The sequence below is a fragment of the Paenibacillus sp. J31R30 genome, assembly GCF_059692115.1.
Genome location: NZ_JCAUAV010000002.1, coordinates 221,573 through 238,331, shown reverse-complemented (window position 1 = coordinate 238,331; position 16,759 = coordinate 221,573). Strand labels below are relative to the sequence as shown.

The window sequence follows — 16,759 nt, the reverse complement described above, 5'->3', positions numbered from 1 at the left end:
TTAGTCCTCCCCAAGCTTCACGGCTTGATGAATCTTAATTCTGGAGAGCATCGTACCGAGCAGCAGCAATCCCAGGCCGATCATAATCGTGACAATGACATATAAATGCAGTTGATCTCTCGGATCAAAGCTGACTTGAAATGGCGGGACTTGGCTTGACGAATCGAACGTTATTTGGAACAGCGGGACGAAAAGTCGGCTGCCCGTATTCCCCGTGATCATGCCAATCAGCACTGCTGCTCCTGAAGTGAGAAGCTGCTCAGCGACCAACATTCCGATCAACTGCCTATAGGAAATTCCCATCGCGCGAAACACGCCGAATTGTAAAATCTGCCCATACAAAGAGAGTAACCAGTATAAGAGAAATCCAATAAAGCTGATGCCAATTGCGATTAGAAATCCAAGCGTCATTACTCCGTTCACGGCCAGTTGGAAGGGATCGTTCTTCGATTGAATCACCATCATATTCGTATCCACTAAACGTGTGACCGACATATGCTTCTGTTCCAGCGCTTCATACAAGGCTTGACTCGTCATATCTGACTTCAGTTTTAACCACACATCATACGGCTCAACAGCTAAATTATTTTGGATAAAAGAAAGATGTCCGATGACAAGCTTCGGTGCGTCCACTTTACTTTGCTTCGATGCATCTGCTTTACTTCCGGAGCTCGTTGTCGCTTTCAATACCGGGTTCGGATTCCAGCTAGGCCAATAATCGATAATGCCATAGATGACAGCCGTTGCTCCCTCTACATCATTCCATCCAATTCGAACCACATCACCCACGTTGGCTCCGGTTTCCTCGGCAACAGACCTTGAGATCAACACGGCTTTGGAGTCCGTAGCTAACACGTTCAAATAGTCATTGATATGATGATCAAGTAACTGGTCACGGAACCAGGCTGTTCGGCCAAAATCGTCGGTATCAATCCCCATGAGCGTGGTTCTTTTCGTATCTTTGCCTAGTGCGATATAAGCATCATTCCTTTGAAAAACACGTGCTGCTGCTTCTACGCCTGTTAGTTGTGTAAATGGAATGAACGGCGGCTCTACGTATTGAACGCGCTTCTTGCCCCCGCCTTCGGTGCCCGGCGATTTCACCTCGCCAGGCGGACCTGACTGTGGAGGTGGAGCGTCATTATCCCATGCCGTTTGCAGAACAATATCGGATCCATTCTTATAATGGATTTTTTCTTCCACATTCTTATTCATCGTTCTTGCTGCGCTCGCACTAAAAATACCTGTTGCCAATGTCATAATAATAAATAGCATGATGAATTGGTATTGTGTGGTTGATCTCCCGACTTGCAGCAGTGTTGAGTACAAATAGGGCGGCCACCATTTGCGTCCGATGATATAGATCAATTGAATAACCCAAGGATATAGCCTCAACAGGAAAAGACCCATGGCGAATATAAAAAAGGCCGGCACGACGAAGAGGAGTGGATCAACCTTCATGTCTAGGGAGTCTAACCCTAGGGCTACCAGATCATCCATTCGTTGCTTAAAGCTTTGCAATAAATAGATGGAAACGACTAAGAGGACCACATCTAGATATATTTTATGAACAAATGAAAGTTTATTCTTCCTCGCAAGTGTTTGTTTATGACCTACAATGCTCACACGTGTAGCTAGTACAGCAGGAATGAGCGTCATACCTACCGAAGCGACTACAGCGATCAATCCGTATTGATAGGCCTCTTGCCCCAGCTTAACTTCCATCGCAGCACGCTGGACAAACGTCAGAAACCCGTTCGACGCACCCAGGATGTTAGTTAATTGGAGCCCGATATAAGGACCGATGAGCAGGGCAATGACACCGAGAATAACTCCTTCGATCACATACCCGATTAAGATTTGAGCGCGGCTTGCTCCTCGACTTCGCAGTACAGCGATTTCTGTTTTCTGCCGTTCTGTAATCAAATTAGCGACCATGAATAAATAGAAAGCAAGTAGAATACACACGGGTACATTCAATGACAAAAGCAGAATGCGGAGCTTCTTTTCTTTCTCTCCATAGGTTTGTAAGGTACTTATTGTTGGGTTACTAGTTGTATACGTTTCTAAATATTGACTAAAATAAGCATCCATTTTTTTGTACGTCGCGATGTAATTATCAATGCCCTCTAACTTTAATTGATGGTAGTCCACCATATAATTCCAATAGGAAAACATGTCGAAAAAATTCGCTTTGTTCGCGAAATCTTGCTCAAATAACGCATAAGGAATGAAAAACCTTGAACTTAAATCTTTCGTCGTATCGGTCCAGTAAGTATCGGAGATATCTGCGCGATCGATCACAGCAACGGGCTTGATGCGAATTTTCATCTTCACATCTTCTGTGTTCGAGATCGTTACTTCATTGCCTAGCACGATTTTCAACTTCGTTAACAGCTCTGGAAATACCCATGCCTCATAAACTCCATCAACGAGCTGATTCGAGGGCATGACGCCATCAACAAGACGAATATGCTTTTCCAATTCCGTCATGGCAGCTATTTCGCCGTACCGTTTCACTTTGGGATCTAATTTACTAGGATCACTAGGTGTAAGTTCAAACGTCTTGGTACTTCGCGTTATCGTTGAAAGGAGAATCGGCAATCCGAAGTGCTTGCTCGTCTCGGCCATAAAAGCATCCGTTTCCGTTAACTTTTTGTCTCCGTCTTTGAATTTTGTAAAGAAAGCATGGTTTGCCACTACTCCTGGATATTGCAGCGTATTGGTTTGTTGTACTTCCAAGTCTTTGATCAACATACGTTGCAAAATGGCATGCGTATAAATCGGCATCGAGCTCGCAAGAGCAACGGAAATAATGAGCCCCAGCAGTAAACTTAGCTCTAACCAGCGGTTCTTCACCATTTTACGGAGAATCATCAGAAATAAGGACATTGTAATCCTCCTAAGCGTTTTGCTTTAGCAAAACTAGCATCGTAAGCATAAGCTTTAAAGCGTGCTAATTATTTAAAATGACATTCTGGCCCTCTGCAAGCCCCGTTCGAATTTCTACTTCTGTAGCTGTGACAAGCCCTTTCTCAACATCGACTTCTTTGCGGCTTTCACCATTCAGCACTTGCACATAATCTCGGCCAAGATACGAACGCAGACCAGTTCTCGGTATGACAATGACATTTTCTCGCGTTTCAACGTTTATCGTCATATCGCCAGAAGCACCGATTTCTGCCCCTTCCGCACCCTCAGGAATCCCTACGATTATCGTTTTGGCATTTCGTTCAGCTTGCGCTTTATTATCGGATGGAGGAGCGCTGGATGGGGTTTGCAGCACTTTGCCTTTAATGATATTTCCTTTGGAACTGAACTTTACATCAACATTCATGCCAACCTCAACACCCGAAAGCGTTCCACTATCTGATGATTCATAAACTAGCTGCAGCTTGGTAGGGTCAGACACAACGACAAGCGAACTGAAGGCATCCACGATCTTCCCCTCTTGAACATCCGAGACATAGGTGACTACCCCACCAGCATCAGCGGTTATTCTCGTTCTCGCCAATTCAGCTTGGAGCGTTGCCAATTGCAGTTGGGCTGCCTCTACATCTATGGCTTTAAGACGAATCGCTAGCTCTTGATCTGGGGAAGTCGTCTTTACTTGCAAGCTTGCGATCTGAGCTTTCTCCAGATTTAATTTCTGAAGCGCAATCCTCGTTTCTAAATCTCCCTTTTCCAATTCAGCCAGCACATCACCCTGCTTCACGAGATCGCCAGACTTGACACGTATGCCAGCTAGACGATGACCTGCTTCTTTAAAATAATAACTGGTTGTTTTACTCGACTTAAACGTCGCAACCGCACTGACCTTCCTCGTAATCGTGCCCTTTTTCACTTCATAGAGCTCAAAATTTTCTTTGACTGGTTTAATTAAAGGCGGCTTCAGCGCTTCTTCTTCCTTCGGCAGCAACGAGCAGCCAGCAAGTATGAAAATGGCGCCGGTAATAAGCACAAGCTTTGAAGCGATTTGATTAACCTTCATCGACAATGGAACCATCCTCCAATGCATAGACTTCATCTACAATTTCCATGATCGCCAAATCATGCGTAGTCAAAATAATGGTCATGCCTTCTTGCACCAAATCCTTGAATAATTTGAGGATCTGAAGCCCCATTCGACTATCTAGCTCCGCCGTAGGTTCATCCGCCAATATCAGCTTCGGCTTATGTGCAATCGCTCTTGCAATCGCAACGCGCTGTTGTTCTCCGCCAGAAAGCTCATAAGGGCGATGCTTCATTCTCGACTTCAAGCCTACGAAATGCAGTGCTTCTTCTGCTAACGCTTTATATTGACTGGGATGAATGCCCGAAATTCGCAATCCGAACTCTACATTTTCGTAAGCGGACATATACGGCACTAAAGCAAACGATTGGAAGATCAGACCAATCTGCTTCCGTCTGAGTTCATTACGCTTGGACTCAGAGAGCGTGCTGATCTCCATCCCATCCAGGTAAACGGCACCTTCCGATGGATGGTCCAAGGCACCTATAATGTTCAGCAGGGTTGTTTTACCAGAACCAGACCTTCCGCGCAATGCCACTAATCTGCCTCTGGGAATGGAGAGATTCGCTCCACGCAAGGCGTGAACAGCCCCTGTCCCTTTCCCAAATACACGTGTGACACCAATGGCTTGCACCATGGGCACTTGAACCTCATGCATAGTCAAAGTTTTTCACCTCATCTTTACGCTAATCCTGCATCTTCTCTTTAAATGTAAACCTTTACATGATAAATAAACAGACCACCTTTGTTGGAAAAGGTGTCTGTTTGTTCGGTTTCAACAATTAGTAAGGAAGAGAAGCCTAATTAGGCCTCTCGAACTCTTTCGGCGAGCAACCAACAACGCGCTTGAACGTCTTCGCAAACGTTTTGGCATCGGGAAACCCTACTGCATCCGCCACTTCATATACCTTCATTTCTCCCGTTCGCAGTCTCCGCTTCGCTTCCTCCATACGGATGCGAGTCAGCGTTTCACTCAGAGACTCTCCCATTTCTTTGCTATATAAATCGCTTAAATAGCTGCGGCTGAGTCTAACATGATCTGCCATGTCCGAGGTACTGATCGGTGATGCATAATTCTCTTGCATATAGGTCAGAACTTTGCGGATAAAGGGATTGTTAGAGCGATGTTTCTGATCTTGACCACCGAGAGATTGCTGATGCTCACTGAGCATACTCATCGCTTGCAGAAGAAGCTCCGTCACTTGTTCATAGCTTGCGCAATGATGAAGTGCTTTGCTATGGACGAACAGCTCTTCATAGCTTTCAAGCCCCGCGTAGCCGCGTTCACGCGCATAACCAGCGGCTAGCGCAAGCAGCTCTTGCATAAAGGACAACACCTTATCCTTCTCGTGTCGTTGCTCTCGTAATCTGGCGCAAAGGACTTCCGCATGATACAGATACCCCTCGCTGTTATCGTGCACGATACAGCGCAGCAGGTCGCTGCGTATGTCATACGGCAGCGGTAGGTTCTGCGTGCTTGCAGCCTCAGGCGCAAGCACGATTCGGCGATTCCGGCTCACGCCGTAGAATCGCTCATGCAGCTGCTGCGCGTGAAGTGCCGCAGCAGGCTGCACATCTTGGAGCCGGCGAAGGACGACGCCGGCTCCGATGAACCAGTCCGGCGCGTCTGCGAGCCGGACTTGCGCCGCGCGCTCCAGCGCAGCCGCAGCGGCGAGGGCGTCTGTAGCTGCTGCCGGCATGAGCAGCAGCACGCTGCCTTCGGCAAGCGGCAGCGCCGCGAGGCAGCCGGTCCAGTGCCAGCCTGCGGCAGCGGCGCTGGACCCGGTGTGCAGCAGCAGGCTGACTAGGCTGCTGGGTGTCTCTTCCCCTGTGCTGCCTGCTCCAGCACCAAACAGCTCTGCCTGCAGCTCAGCTTCACCAACACCCGCTTGCAGATACGCCTGCAATCGGGTCGAGAGCTGCATCTGGAGCGTCGATGCCAGTTCACGCTCTCGAATTCCTTGTTCCTTTTGCACATTCCGGTGAATTTCGAGATCTCGCTTCACGCTGAGCAGAATGTCTATTAATGACTCCGGCTCCATTGTTGGTTTTAGAATATAATCCTTGGCGCCTAGCTTCATCGCTTCTTTCACATAGGTGAAATCATCCATACAGCTCAGTACGACGCTACTTATCGATCTTGGACTATCTTTTAGCTTACGTATTAAAGCTAAACCATCCATTCGCGGCATAATGAGGTCGGTGATTACAATGTCGATATTCAGATCTTCTAGTCGCTCATAAGCCTCATAGCCATCCTCTGCATCACCCGCATAGGTGAAGCCATGCAGCTCCCAATCCACCAACTCTCGTAACCCTTGCCGAATGATAGGTTCATCATCCACAACAAGCACATTCATCTACCTTCACTCCTCGCCCTGATGGATGGGAAGAAACATCCTTATCGTGGTTCCTTCACCAGGTTTACTGCTAATATGCATCTTGAACTCAGGCCCATAGATCAGCTTAATTTTCTCTCGAATATGTGCAATACCAACACCGCTCATACGCTCCTTCAGCATACGATCAGCTTGCGCTCCTCCTGCTGCTTGCATGGCTTGCCAGCCTGAGCTGCCCTCTTCTACCTGCATGCCAATGCCATTATCTTCTACCTGGCAAAATAAGAGGTCCCGATCTAACCATGTCCGGATCGTAATGATACCTTCACGCTTCGTTGGCCCAATGCCGTGAATAATCGCGTTCTCCACAAGCGGCTGTAGGAGCATCCGCGGAACTAAACAACCTAAAGTAATCTCATCCACATGAGTTACGATTTGAATACGATCCCCATATCGAAACCTTTGAATTTCCATATAATCATGGGTCAGACCAATTTCATCACGCAATGTGATAAAATCACCCTTTTTACCTAGGCTAGCTTGTAAAAGACGTACTAACGCACTAACAACCTCTGAAATCTGAGGTGTCTTATGAATTTTGGCCACCCATTTTATCGTATTCAATGTGTTGTAGAGGAAATGCGGATTCAACTGATAGTGGAGCGCTTCCATTTCAGCTTCTTTCTTCAGAGATTCTTCCCGCTTCACTTGTTTAATGAGATCTTCCAATCGATTCAGCATCTGATTATAGCTTTGGCCTATTTGCATCCACTCGTTCGAGCTTTTGAAGGTCCAATAGGCTCTCAGATCGCCACGCTCCGCTCGATTCATTAATGCTTTCAAGACATAAAGCGGTTTCGTCACCGATCCGATAAAGAGCAATAGCCCCCCTAGGCTAAGCGCAATAACTAAAGTGAATAGTGCGATAAGCCAAGCACGGTATGTTGGAAATACGTCCACGCTATGTAAGGACAGAGGAGCTTCATAATATGACAGCCACGTGACTCCTCCAATGACCTCTACCTGTTTCACAGAATCCATCATCGTTCCATTCTTTCGGATGCTGCTGGTTCCTTGGAGGACTCCATGCAATTCCCCTGAGTAGACGCCATCTCGATAAAGCACCCGCTTATCCGAATCCATCAACATATAGGTATGAGGAGAGCTCTTCCTGCTGAACTCCTTCCATAACTTGTTCATATGTATCCAAATGGTAACTTTACCGAGTTCCTGCGTACTTAAACTGTCAATAATGGACTCCGAATATGTCATCAGATAGGCATTATTACGACTGGACGCTTCTCCTAAAGGCTCAAAACGTTTATTCATACCTTCCACTCGAGAAGCTAACGACCCTTCGGCTTCCCCGCTATGCGCACATAACGTTCGATTGGATGCTCGAATTGTCAGACAAACCTGCTCAATATAACGATTTTGAAACGTTTGCTCCGTTAATAAGCTATTCGCATAATTCGTTAGTTCTTTGGCAGTCTGTGAAGATGAATCTTTGAGTTTAGCCAATGAAATGAGGCCATAATCTGTTGCGTCTCGATGTGTCATTTCGGCAATAAAACGTAACTCCTGTTGGAATCCATTGATGATTTGATCGTGTTGCTGATCCACGGTATTCGTCATTGTTTTCTCCATGTACGATGAGAACTGCTGATTGCCAACATAAAGCAAAAGGAATAAAGGCAAGGTAATCGCCAAGAGTATATACAGGAACACACGCAGTTGGGATCGGTTAATGAGATGAGCAAACAACGATGGCATACGTCACCTTTCGTTTCGAATAGATTAATTAACTTAACCTCCATCATAGCATATTGGAATTTTTTCCATCTCATTTTTTTGGCAAAAAAAATAGAGCCGCGTTAAGCGACTCTATCCGGGATAGCTCTATAGCACTTTAGACAAAAATGATTTCGTACGTTCCTGGGTCGGCGCCTCAAAAATTTGATGCGGCTTGCCTTCTTCCACAATAACACCTTGCTCCATGAACATGACGCGATCACCAACTTCACGTGCAAAGCCCATTTCATGCGTAACGACAACCATCGTCATGCCTTCTTTAGCCAATTGCTTCATGACGTTCAGCACTTCACCGACCATTTCTGGATCAAGCGCTGAGGTTGGCTCATCGAACAGCATAATCTTCGGCTCCATGGCAAGTGCTCGTGCAATCGCAACACGCTGCGCCTGACCACCAGATAAGGAGTCCGGAAGTGCATCAGCTTTATCTGCAAGACCTACCTTAGCTAACAGCTCCAAGGCTTTCTTCCGTGCTTTATCCTCCGGCCATTTCCGTACTTGGATTGGCGCAAGCATAATATTATCAATAACCTTCATATGCGGGAATAAGTGAAACCGCTGGAAGACCATGCCCAAATCCATGCGGATCTCATTAATTTTATTCGTAGGATCCATGAGATTACGGCCATCAATCGTGATGGTACCGCCATCAGGCTGTTCCAAAAGGTTCAAACATCTGAGGAAGGTGGATTTCCCTGAACCTGAAGGTCCAATCACAACCAATACCTCTTGATGCTTAATCTCCGTGCTGATGTCACGCAGAACAACATTATTTCCGAACGCTTTTTTCAAATTCTTTACTTCAATCAAAGCTGTCATCCGTTATACTCTCCTTTCGATATAGCCAAGAAGCTTGCTAAGAGAGTAGGTAAGAATGAAATAAATAAGTGCCGCAGTTAAATAGGGCTCCCAAACTTTGAAATATTGGCTGCGCATTGCATTGGACCAATACATAAGTTCAGGTGCAGCAATGATCGCAAATAACGAGGAATCCTTGATCAAAACGATAAACTCATTACCAAATGGCGGAATCATTCGTTTAATCGCTTGCGGTAAAATAACGGATTTCATCGTTTGGAAATGTGTCATTCCTAATGAATGTGCGGCTTCAGTTTGCCCTTTATCAATGGATTGAATCCCTGCACGGAAAATCTCAGCCATATAACCCGCTGAATTTAAGGACAAGGCAACAATCGATGCAATGATCGGGTTCGTAGAGCCTATGAATAAGGGTACAACACCAAAGTGGACAAGCAATATTTGAACCAGCAACGGTGTGCCGCGGAAAAAGTTAACGTAAATACTAGTTGGCCATCTCAGATAGCCGCGGTGTGACATTTTGCCTAAACCAACTGCCAGCCCCAATACGGAACCAAAACAGATGGAGAGAATGGAAATACCAATCGTCCATAGCGTGCCTTTGAGCAGCAAGGGGACATAATCAAGAATGATATCAAAACGAAAATCCATTCCACACTTCCTTTCTATCGTTTATTCTGCTACTCACAGAAGAAAAGCATGCGTTAGGTTAAGTCACGCATGCTTTTGAACTTTTTATTTTTGGTCGAGCAACTTCTTCGTATCTGGCTCTTGACCGAACCATTTTTTGTACACAGTCGCGTATTTACCGTTCTCGATTACTTTCTTGATCGCTGGATCAAGTTTTGCTTTAAGGTCACTGCCTTTTGGAAGCAAGATGCCGTAGTACTCGGATTCAAAATTCTTCGCATCCGCAATCGAAACGAATTTTTTGTTAGGATTGTTTTTAACATACTCACGAATAATAGCAATATCCGCAACAACTGCGTCTACACCGTTATTCTCAAGTTCCATAAGCGCAAGTGTGTTGTTATCCATACGTTTCAGGGACTTGTTATCGCCACCCATGATTTTCGTCATAAGCGTATCCGCTGTTGTAGAAATTTGAACTGCTACTTTCTTGTCTTTCAAATCGACTGCACTTTTGATCGGGCTGCCTTCTTTAACAAGAATCATGTTCGTTGACTCAAAGTAAGGAGCGGAATAGTCATATGTTTGTTTACGCTCATCTGTAATCGATACGCTAGAAATCCCAGCTTGGTACTCTTTACCTTGTTGAACACTTGTCAACATCGTGTCCCAGCCAGTGTTAGTAACACTGTAAGAAAGACCTGCTTCTTTCATCACTTCAGCAAGGAAGTCGATATCGAAACCAGCCACCTTGTCTTTATCCATATATTCCATCGGTGCATAGGCTGCATCTGTTGCAAATTTAATTTTTGTTCCACCGCTGTCTTTTGACCCACACCCTGCGATTGTCAAAACCAAAGCTGCTGCTACGACAGAAATCATTAACTTTTTCACTTTTATTCCCCCGTTCTATGTAATGGACGAATCATATATTAACACTTGGTTAAATAAATAACAACTCTTTTATTGGTAAAATAGCCAAGGAAATTGCAGGAAGTGTGAACTTTTATACAATTTTAGTCTCATGCACTACTAGGCTATGGTTTTTTGTTCAATTGCATCATTAAAAAACGCCAAGGTCCTAAGACCCTAGCGTTTCAATTTGCCAATTCAGCTGATTTACATCATTTTCAAAATAGCTTCTCTACCCGTCATCCCGGCTACAATGCCAAGGTCTTCCGCCGTATAGGTTACTGACTCAAGCGGTGCTTCCAGGAGCTCCTCGATCGTTCGAACCCCAGTGGCTCGTGCCGCTACAATATTCCTGTCACTTAATCGCTCGTTGAGCAGCGCCACATCGAGGGCGCCACACATTATATAACCTTTATCCGTTGTCACAACTAGCAAGGTCGTCTTGGGCAATTTAACCTCTATCGCGATTGCTGTATGTCCTTCAAGAAGAATGGGTTCTACGCGCATCATGCTCTGCACAGCTCCTCTTCGCAGTCTTACGGTAGTATATGCGCCTGCGGCTAGTACGGTGTGAGGACACTGTAAAGATTCTGTGTAATTTTCCATTTTGTAGTTAAAGGGCATTCCTGATAACTTACAACCTCATTAAAGCTCTCCGCTCCGCTTGTGGTTTACATACCTTACAAACGCCAACGACTCTCCCTTGTTCATCTGAGTAGAAGGACAGTTTCTTCTCCTTCTTCCGACAAAAGGAACACATTTGCTTGTTGATCCTCATCGGTTTTTTACCCTGCAAAGACATTCTAATCACCTTAGTTGTCTCAACCCGGTCTCTCATTTTCAAAATAATTGTATAACCCAAAAGAAGGATACCAAATAGGATAATAACGAGTACGATCCATTTCATAAACTCTACCTTCCTTCATTCTATGTCTATTTCACATTTATTGGAGGTGTAGGCTTGATGTTGCTTTAATCATCCGAATTTTTTCTTTCTGTTCCTTGATCATAACTTCGTATTTCTTTAATTGACTTACATATAAATCATATTCTTCCTCGGCTTCTTTGAGAATGGCTTCTGCCTCAATTAACTTTAATCTCAAATCTTCTCTCGCTGCAAATTCATCCAAATCTGTTCCTCCTCCACATCCAACTAGAGCGTTCATTAGATCCATAGTACTTCTCCAGTGTATAGTAGGCAATACAAATATTACCTATCGGGTTGGTGAATGTTAGCTATTTATCAAAAGGAAGCTACATTTGGTTAGAATATCATGATATAGTTAGGATGAGTGCGATTTCAGTGCAGCAAGGAGGCTATGATGAACCAGCGGAATAAGAATGGACATTTATTCACCGTAGAGATATTAATTGAAGAAGACACAAATGGCCAAGCAATGGAAAAGCTCCTTCATTTATTAAATGTGGATAGCGTTAAAGATTATCAAATACTTAAGGGTATTCAGCTTGGTCAACTCATTGAACTGAACACGAAACAAGGAAGCCCAGCTTCCCTTCATTCAAATAAAAAGCCAACTGCTCCTACGCCGTCACAAGCAGGGAAATCAACGGATTCAGCAGCAGCCCTGCATATTGTTGAACAGTTAGAGAAATTCAAAGCCAATAATACCTTGATCCGTTTGACGGTGATCAAAGCGCAAGGTATTAAGCTGAATCTCCCTTGTCGCATCCTTAATTTTGACACAAGCAGCCAGAATGTTACCGTCTACCATGTTGATGAGAAGAAGGTATATCTGTTCAAGCTGAACGAAATTGATGATTATGTCACAACAAATTGACAAAAAGGTACCTTCGCTGACCACCAGCAAGGGTACCTTTTTCTATTCACCTGACGCTGCAGGTGTCGTGACTGAAATGCCATTTCTCAGCATCTGTTCAAGCTCCATGCTATCCACAGGAGGGCTGAACCAATAGCCCTGAACCTCGTTGCATCGGTTTTGATACAAGAATTTCAATTGATCTTCTGTCTCTACACCTTCGGCAATGACCTTCAAATTCAAATGGTGCGTCATGGCAATAATCGTCGCAACAATGGCCGCGTCATTCGGATCCACCATAATATCGCGCACGAAGGACCGGTCAATTTTCAGCTTATCAATCGGAAATTTCTTCAAATAGTACAGTGAGCTGTAACCCGTCCCGAAATCATCGATGCTCACATTGACACCAAGTTCTTTCAATTCAAGCAATGATTGTATCGCATGATCAACATCCATCGTCATACTTTCGGTAATTTCCAGCTCCAAATATTGCGGGTCCAGCCCTGTTTGCTCTAAAACATGACTGATCTTCCCTTTCAGATTATGCTGGAAAAATTGTCGCATCGATAAATTCACCGAGATGGGCATAGGGGAATACCCTTCTGACTGCCATTTCTTATTCTGCTTACAAGCCGCGCGTAGCACCCATTCACCGATAGGAACAATCAAGCCACTTTCTTCCGCTAAAGGGATAAAATGATTGGGCATAACCATGCCCTTTTCCGGATGCTTCCACCGAATTAAGGCTTCTACCCCAACAATGCGCCCTGATTCAATATCCACCTGAGGCTGGTAGTACAGCACGAATTCATCATTGACTAGCGCTCTTCGCAGCTCATTCTCCAGCCTCAACCGATCAATGGACACGGATTTCATATCTGTATTGAAAATCTGAAAATCGTTTCTGCCCTTCTCTTTGGCCCTTGCCAGTGCAATATCCGCATATTTCATCAGCATATCCGCATCATCCGTGTCTTCTGAGGAAATCGCGACGCCAATGCTAGCTGTGACATGAAGCTCATACTGCTCTAGGAGGAACGGCTTCTCCAATACACGGTTGATCTCCGCAATGACGGTCATAACATCATTCACATCTTCAACATTCGAATAGAAAAAGGCAAACTCGTCACCTTCCGTGCGCGCTAGGAAATCCTCCGCGGTTATGCACCGTGTGAAACGCTCGGCTAGTTGAAGCAGCAGCATGTTCCCATAGTCATGTCCGAAGCTATCATTTACGAGCTTAAATCGGTCAATATCCAAATAAAACACCGCGACGTTATGCCCATCCGCTTTGATTGCACGCAGTCGCTCATTCAGATGATCTTTAAATAGCCGCCGATTCGGAAGTCCAGTCATGTCATCGTAATAAGCCATATAACGGACTTGCTCGTCGCCACGCTTACGCTCTGTTACATCTTGGCAGATCAGAATGCTTCCTTTGGTATGGTGCTGGATATCAACAGGAACAGCTGTTACATGCAAATCTACACGATAACCACGCTGATGATGCACAGAAGTCTCAAAGGTATAGGGGATCCCATTATGGCTTTGCTGTAATTGCCACTCTGTACGCTTCAACTGTTCTTCCGTGACAATGTTCGTAAAGGGTTGATGCATGAGCTCAGTGGCCGTATAGCCCAGAATGGATTCCGCCGCTTGATTCATACGAATGAATTTGCCATCATCATTGAAGATACCGATCGCATTCGGATTATGTTCAAAAAGGGAATCCAACACACTCAGATAGGCATGATCCCTTGGCAGTTCCTTGGGAGTAGGTTGTTGCCGCGACATCCTTTTAGCACGCAGCAGGTAAAGCAGTGCAAGTGCGCCAAAGAGACAAATCCATGGGGCATACGGCTTTACAAATAGGCTAACGAATATGGCGGCGACGACATATACGCCAATATAGAGCCGCATTTTCACGAAATTGGCCTCCTTATATTGTTTAATCTTCGTTAGGGAAGCATTTCATTGATCTCCGATCTTGCTCCCAGAAGTAGTTCGTTTATCACGGTCTCATTACCATTCCTTGTTCTCTTTCTACAAAGGTTATGCCATTTCCTGCTAACCTGCCATAAAATACGAAAAAGAGCCAGATTTCTCCGGCTCTTTGTCCTATCTTATTTTGAGCGCAGCTAGGGCAAGCAGGATCCAGCCTACTAGGAAGCTCAATCCGCCTAGCGGTGTAATAGGTCCAAAGACCTTAAGTCCTGTCAAGCTTAGCGCATATAGACTACCTGAGAACAAGATAATTCCGATGAAGATTGCCCAACCAGAGGCATTCACCAATGAAGTATTTCCCAGCTTGTCCGACAGCAGCGCGATCACGAGTAAGGCAACCGCATGAATCATGTGATAATGAACGCCTGTTTGAAAGACATCGATCTTATCGGGAATTTTCGTTTTTAAATAGTGGGCACCAAACGCACCTAATGCAACTGAAAGGAAGGCATTTAAGCTTCCAATCAGCATAAACAATTTCATCATAAGACTTTATTTCCTTTCCTAACAAAAAATGATTATTCGAAATCTCCAATATCATGTTGGCCTACAATCAATTGAACAGGCTCCAAGAAAACACGCGTTACCGTTGGCTGCTCAATTAAATTAACTTCGATATCTTCAATTTTATAACGAATCGTCTTGCCTTCACGCTTGTCATAGACGACATCGAACTGCCTCAACCCCAACTGATGAATGAGTACAGAGGAACCAATAGCAACTGCATTAGACTCGTACACTCCATGTTCAAAGAGTACCTCAGACAAAATCTCTTCATTCATATCGACAATCGTAACATACTGGCAAAATTCATAGCGCATGGCATGTATCCCCCTTGAATTGGATAAAATTAGGTATAAGTACCCATTCGCCGAAAATTGTCGATATTCCTGCTAGTTTCATCATACCCTAGAATCTTCAAATAAAATCCAACAAATATATGACAATTGGGATCGTGAACATGCTAAACAATGTCGAAGTAAAGACAGCCTGTGACGAAAACTCCGCCTCATTCTCATATTCAATGGCAAGAAGCACACTGCTCAGTGATGTTGGCACTGCGCAGGACAGAATCAACGCTTTCGCCGTCAAGCCTTCGATCCCCAGCATCCAAACAACGAAGAAACCTAGCAGCGGCCCAATCGCCAAGCGCAGCATATTCGACAGCAGCACATTCGAGAAGTGAAATTCCCACTTCATTGCGCCCAGCTGCACACCTAATGTTAGCAATGCGGTAGCCATAAAGGCATTCGCTATGTAGGTCAAAGGAATATGGATCGAGGAAGGCACCGGCACATGGTAGTATCGCAGCAACAGGGCTATCGGAATCGCATAAATGACGGGTAATGAAAGTATCGTTTTCATCGTCGCTTTCCAAGTGGCTTTGTGTGCATTTAAGGTGTAAATACCGTAGGTATTCGGGATGAGCGATTGCATAACCATAATAACCATTTGGATTGCTAATGTGTAAGCATTACCGCCGAAAACGGTTTGATTCAGCGGGAGCGCATAGTTCGCACTATTATAGAAAATAACACTATTCCGCATGGCGATCCGCATGCCGCGCTGCAGCTTCTGTATACGAATGATCGCTTCGATTATGGCAAATAGCAGACTGAAGAAAATGACAAAAAATAAGAGCACTTGCATCAGTATGGAGAGACTCATTTCGGACTCATAGAGCTTTACAAAAACAAGCGCAGGCGAGAACACATAGAAATTCAACTTCGATAGGGTTCGAATATCAATGCGAAAGGCGCGATACATGGTCACGCCAATCGCGATCATAATACAAATTGGAACAATATTATTGATAAGAATATAAACGAAATAATTCATTTCCAAGCCTCAATTCCTCGAGAATCCCCATGATGCTCCTTACATTGAGGCATTCACGCTAGTAATAATTCGTTTCAATTGCGCATTGAAATTCACAATTTCCTCTGGCGATAATCCACTTGAAACAAATAGGGTCTGTGGAATGCAGAGCGCCTGCTCGTAAAGTGCTAGACCCGCCTCGGTGATGCGGATCAGTACAACCCGCTCATCTTCCTGCGAACGGTTCCGAACAAGCAGCTTTTGCGCTTCCATCCGTTTGAGCATCGGAGTCAGTGTGCCTGAGTCCAGATCAAGCTTGTCACTCAGCTCTTTAACCGTGCTTTCCTTTTGTTCCCAGAGCACAAGCAGAACGAGATATTGCGGATACGTGATGCCAAGCTCTTCCAGCATAGGGCGATACATGCGAGTAATCGCTCTGGAGCTCGCATATAAGCTAAAACAAAGCTGATTCTCCAGCTTCAAAAATTCACTGCTGCTCATTGTCGTTTCCTGTCCCTCCGTCATATTGTGAACAATCGATTTGCTTCCAATTTAAACAAAAAGCCCCCGACTGTCAATACAAAGCGAAAAGAGCACCCGTCCAACGGGCGCTCTTCCACTTATGCAAGCTT

16 protein-coding genes are annotated in these 16,759 nt (G+C 44.9%); 1 reads left to right on the top strand and 15 read right to left on the bottom strand.

Going from position 1 to position 16,759, the window contains the following annotated elements; genetic code table 11:
* From AC58QO_RS07005 to AC58QO_RS06960, 10 genes are all read right to left on the bottom strand, one after another.
* Positions 1–2,892, bottom strand: coding sequence for an ABC transporter permease (locus AC58QO_RS07005; protein WP_497264579.1), 2,892 nt, complete (start codon positions 2,890–2,892; stop codon positions 1–3).
* 64 nt (positions 2,893–2,956) lie between these two features.
* On the bottom strand, positions 2,957–3,991 hold the full coding sequence (locus AC58QO_RS07000; RefSeq protein ID WP_497265442.1) for an efflux RND transporter periplasmic adaptor subunit: 1,035 nt from the start codon (positions 3,989–3,991) through the stop codon (positions 2,957–2,959).
* The gene (locus tag AC58QO_RS06995; protein ID WP_497265441.1) at positions 3,981–4,670 is read right to left on the bottom strand and encodes an ABC transporter ATP-binding protein; all 690 of its coding nucleotides are present in this window, start codon (positions 4,668–4,670) and stop codon (positions 3,981–3,983) included. Before AC58QO_RS06995 ends, AC58QO_RS07000 begins: the two co-directional genes overlap by 11 nt.
* A gap of 142 nt (positions 4,671–4,812) precedes the next feature.
* Complete coding sequence (locus tag AC58QO_RS06990) at positions 4,813–6,372, bottom strand: response regulator (protein WP_497264578.1); 1,560 nt, start codon at positions 6,370–6,372, stop codon at positions 4,813–4,815.
* A gap of 6 nt (positions 6,373–6,378) precedes the next feature.
* Positions 6,379–8,124, bottom strand: a complete 1,746-nt coding sequence (locus AC58QO_RS06985; RefSeq protein ID WP_497264577.1) for a sensor histidine kinase — start codon at positions 8,122–8,124, stop codon at positions 6,379–6,381.
* A 126-nt stretch (positions 8,125–8,250) separates the two neighbouring features.
* Positions 8,251–8,973 (bottom strand): amino acid ABC transporter ATP-binding protein, encoded by a 723-nt coding sequence (locus tag AC58QO_RS06980; RefSeq protein ID WP_497265440.1) that lies wholly within the window; start codon positions 8,971–8,973, stop codon positions 8,251–8,253.
* A gap of 12 nt (positions 8,974–8,985) precedes the next feature.
* The gene (locus AC58QO_RS06975) at positions 8,986–9,633 is read right to left on the bottom strand and encodes an amino acid ABC transporter permease (protein WP_497264576.1); all 648 of its coding nucleotides are present in this window, start codon (positions 9,631–9,633) and stop codon (positions 8,986–8,988) included.
* Positions 9,634–9,717: 84 nt separating this feature from the next.
* Positions 9,718–10,494: a basic amino acid ABC transporter substrate-binding protein gene (locus AC58QO_RS06970; protein ID WP_497265439.1), complete on the bottom strand. Its 777-nt coding sequence runs from the start codon at positions 10,492–10,494 to the stop codon at positions 9,718–9,720.
* Between the two features lie 237 nt (positions 10,495–10,731).
* A complete protein-coding gene (locus AC58QO_RS06965; protein WP_056624253.1) occupies positions 10,732–11,034 on the bottom strand; it encodes a YunC family protein in 303 nt (100 codons plus the stop codon).
* Positions 11,035–11,468: 434 nt separating this feature from the next.
* Positions 11,469–11,699: a hypothetical protein gene (locus tag AC58QO_RS06960; protein WP_497264575.1), complete on the bottom strand. Its 231-nt coding sequence runs from the start codon at positions 11,697–11,699 to the stop codon at positions 11,469–11,471.
* 144 nt (positions 11,700–11,843) lie between these two features.
* On the opposite strand from AC58QO_RS06960, the gene AC58QO_RS06955 reads away from it, so the two are divergent.
* On the top strand, positions 11,844–12,323 hold the full coding sequence (locus AC58QO_RS06955) for a hypothetical protein (RefSeq protein WP_497264574.1): 480 nt from the start codon (positions 11,844–11,846) through the stop codon (positions 12,321–12,323).
* Between the two features lie 42 nt (positions 12,324–12,365).
* Here the strand turns inward: AC58QO_RS06955 and AC58QO_RS06950 are convergent, their stop codons facing one another.
* The 5 genes from AC58QO_RS06950 to AC58QO_RS06930 all read right to left on the bottom strand — a co-directional run bounded on the left by AC58QO_RS06950 (position 12,366) and on the right by AC58QO_RS06930 (position 16,628).
* Positions 12,366–14,225, bottom strand: coding sequence for a putative bifunctional diguanylate cyclase/phosphodiesterase (locus AC58QO_RS06950; RefSeq protein WP_497265438.1), 1,860 nt, complete (start codon positions 14,223–14,225; stop codon positions 12,366–12,368).
* Positions 14,226–14,423: 198 nt separating this feature from the next.
* A complete protein-coding gene (locus AC58QO_RS06945) occupies positions 14,424–14,792 on the bottom strand; it encodes a DUF423 domain-containing protein (RefSeq protein ID WP_497265437.1) in 369 nt (122 codons plus the stop codon).
* A gap of 35 nt (positions 14,793–14,827) precedes the next feature.
* A complete protein-coding gene (locus AC58QO_RS06940; RefSeq protein ID WP_497264573.1) occupies positions 14,828–15,130 on the bottom strand; it encodes a hypothetical protein in 303 nt (100 codons plus the stop codon).
* 97 nt (positions 15,131–15,227) lie between these two features.
* Entirely contained in the window at positions 15,228–16,148 is a 921-nt protein-coding gene (locus AC58QO_RS06935) for an AEC family transporter (RefSeq protein WP_497264572.1), read from the bottom strand.
* A gap of 39 nt (positions 16,149–16,187) precedes the next feature.
* Positions 16,188–16,628 carry a MarR family winged helix-turn-helix transcriptional regulator gene (locus AC58QO_RS06930; protein ID WP_497264571.1) on the bottom strand — a complete coding sequence of 147 codons (441 nt, stop codon included), beginning with the start codon at positions 16,626–16,628 and terminating at the stop codon, positions 16,188–16,190.
* Between the last annotated feature and the right edge of the window lie 131 nt (positions 16,629–16,759).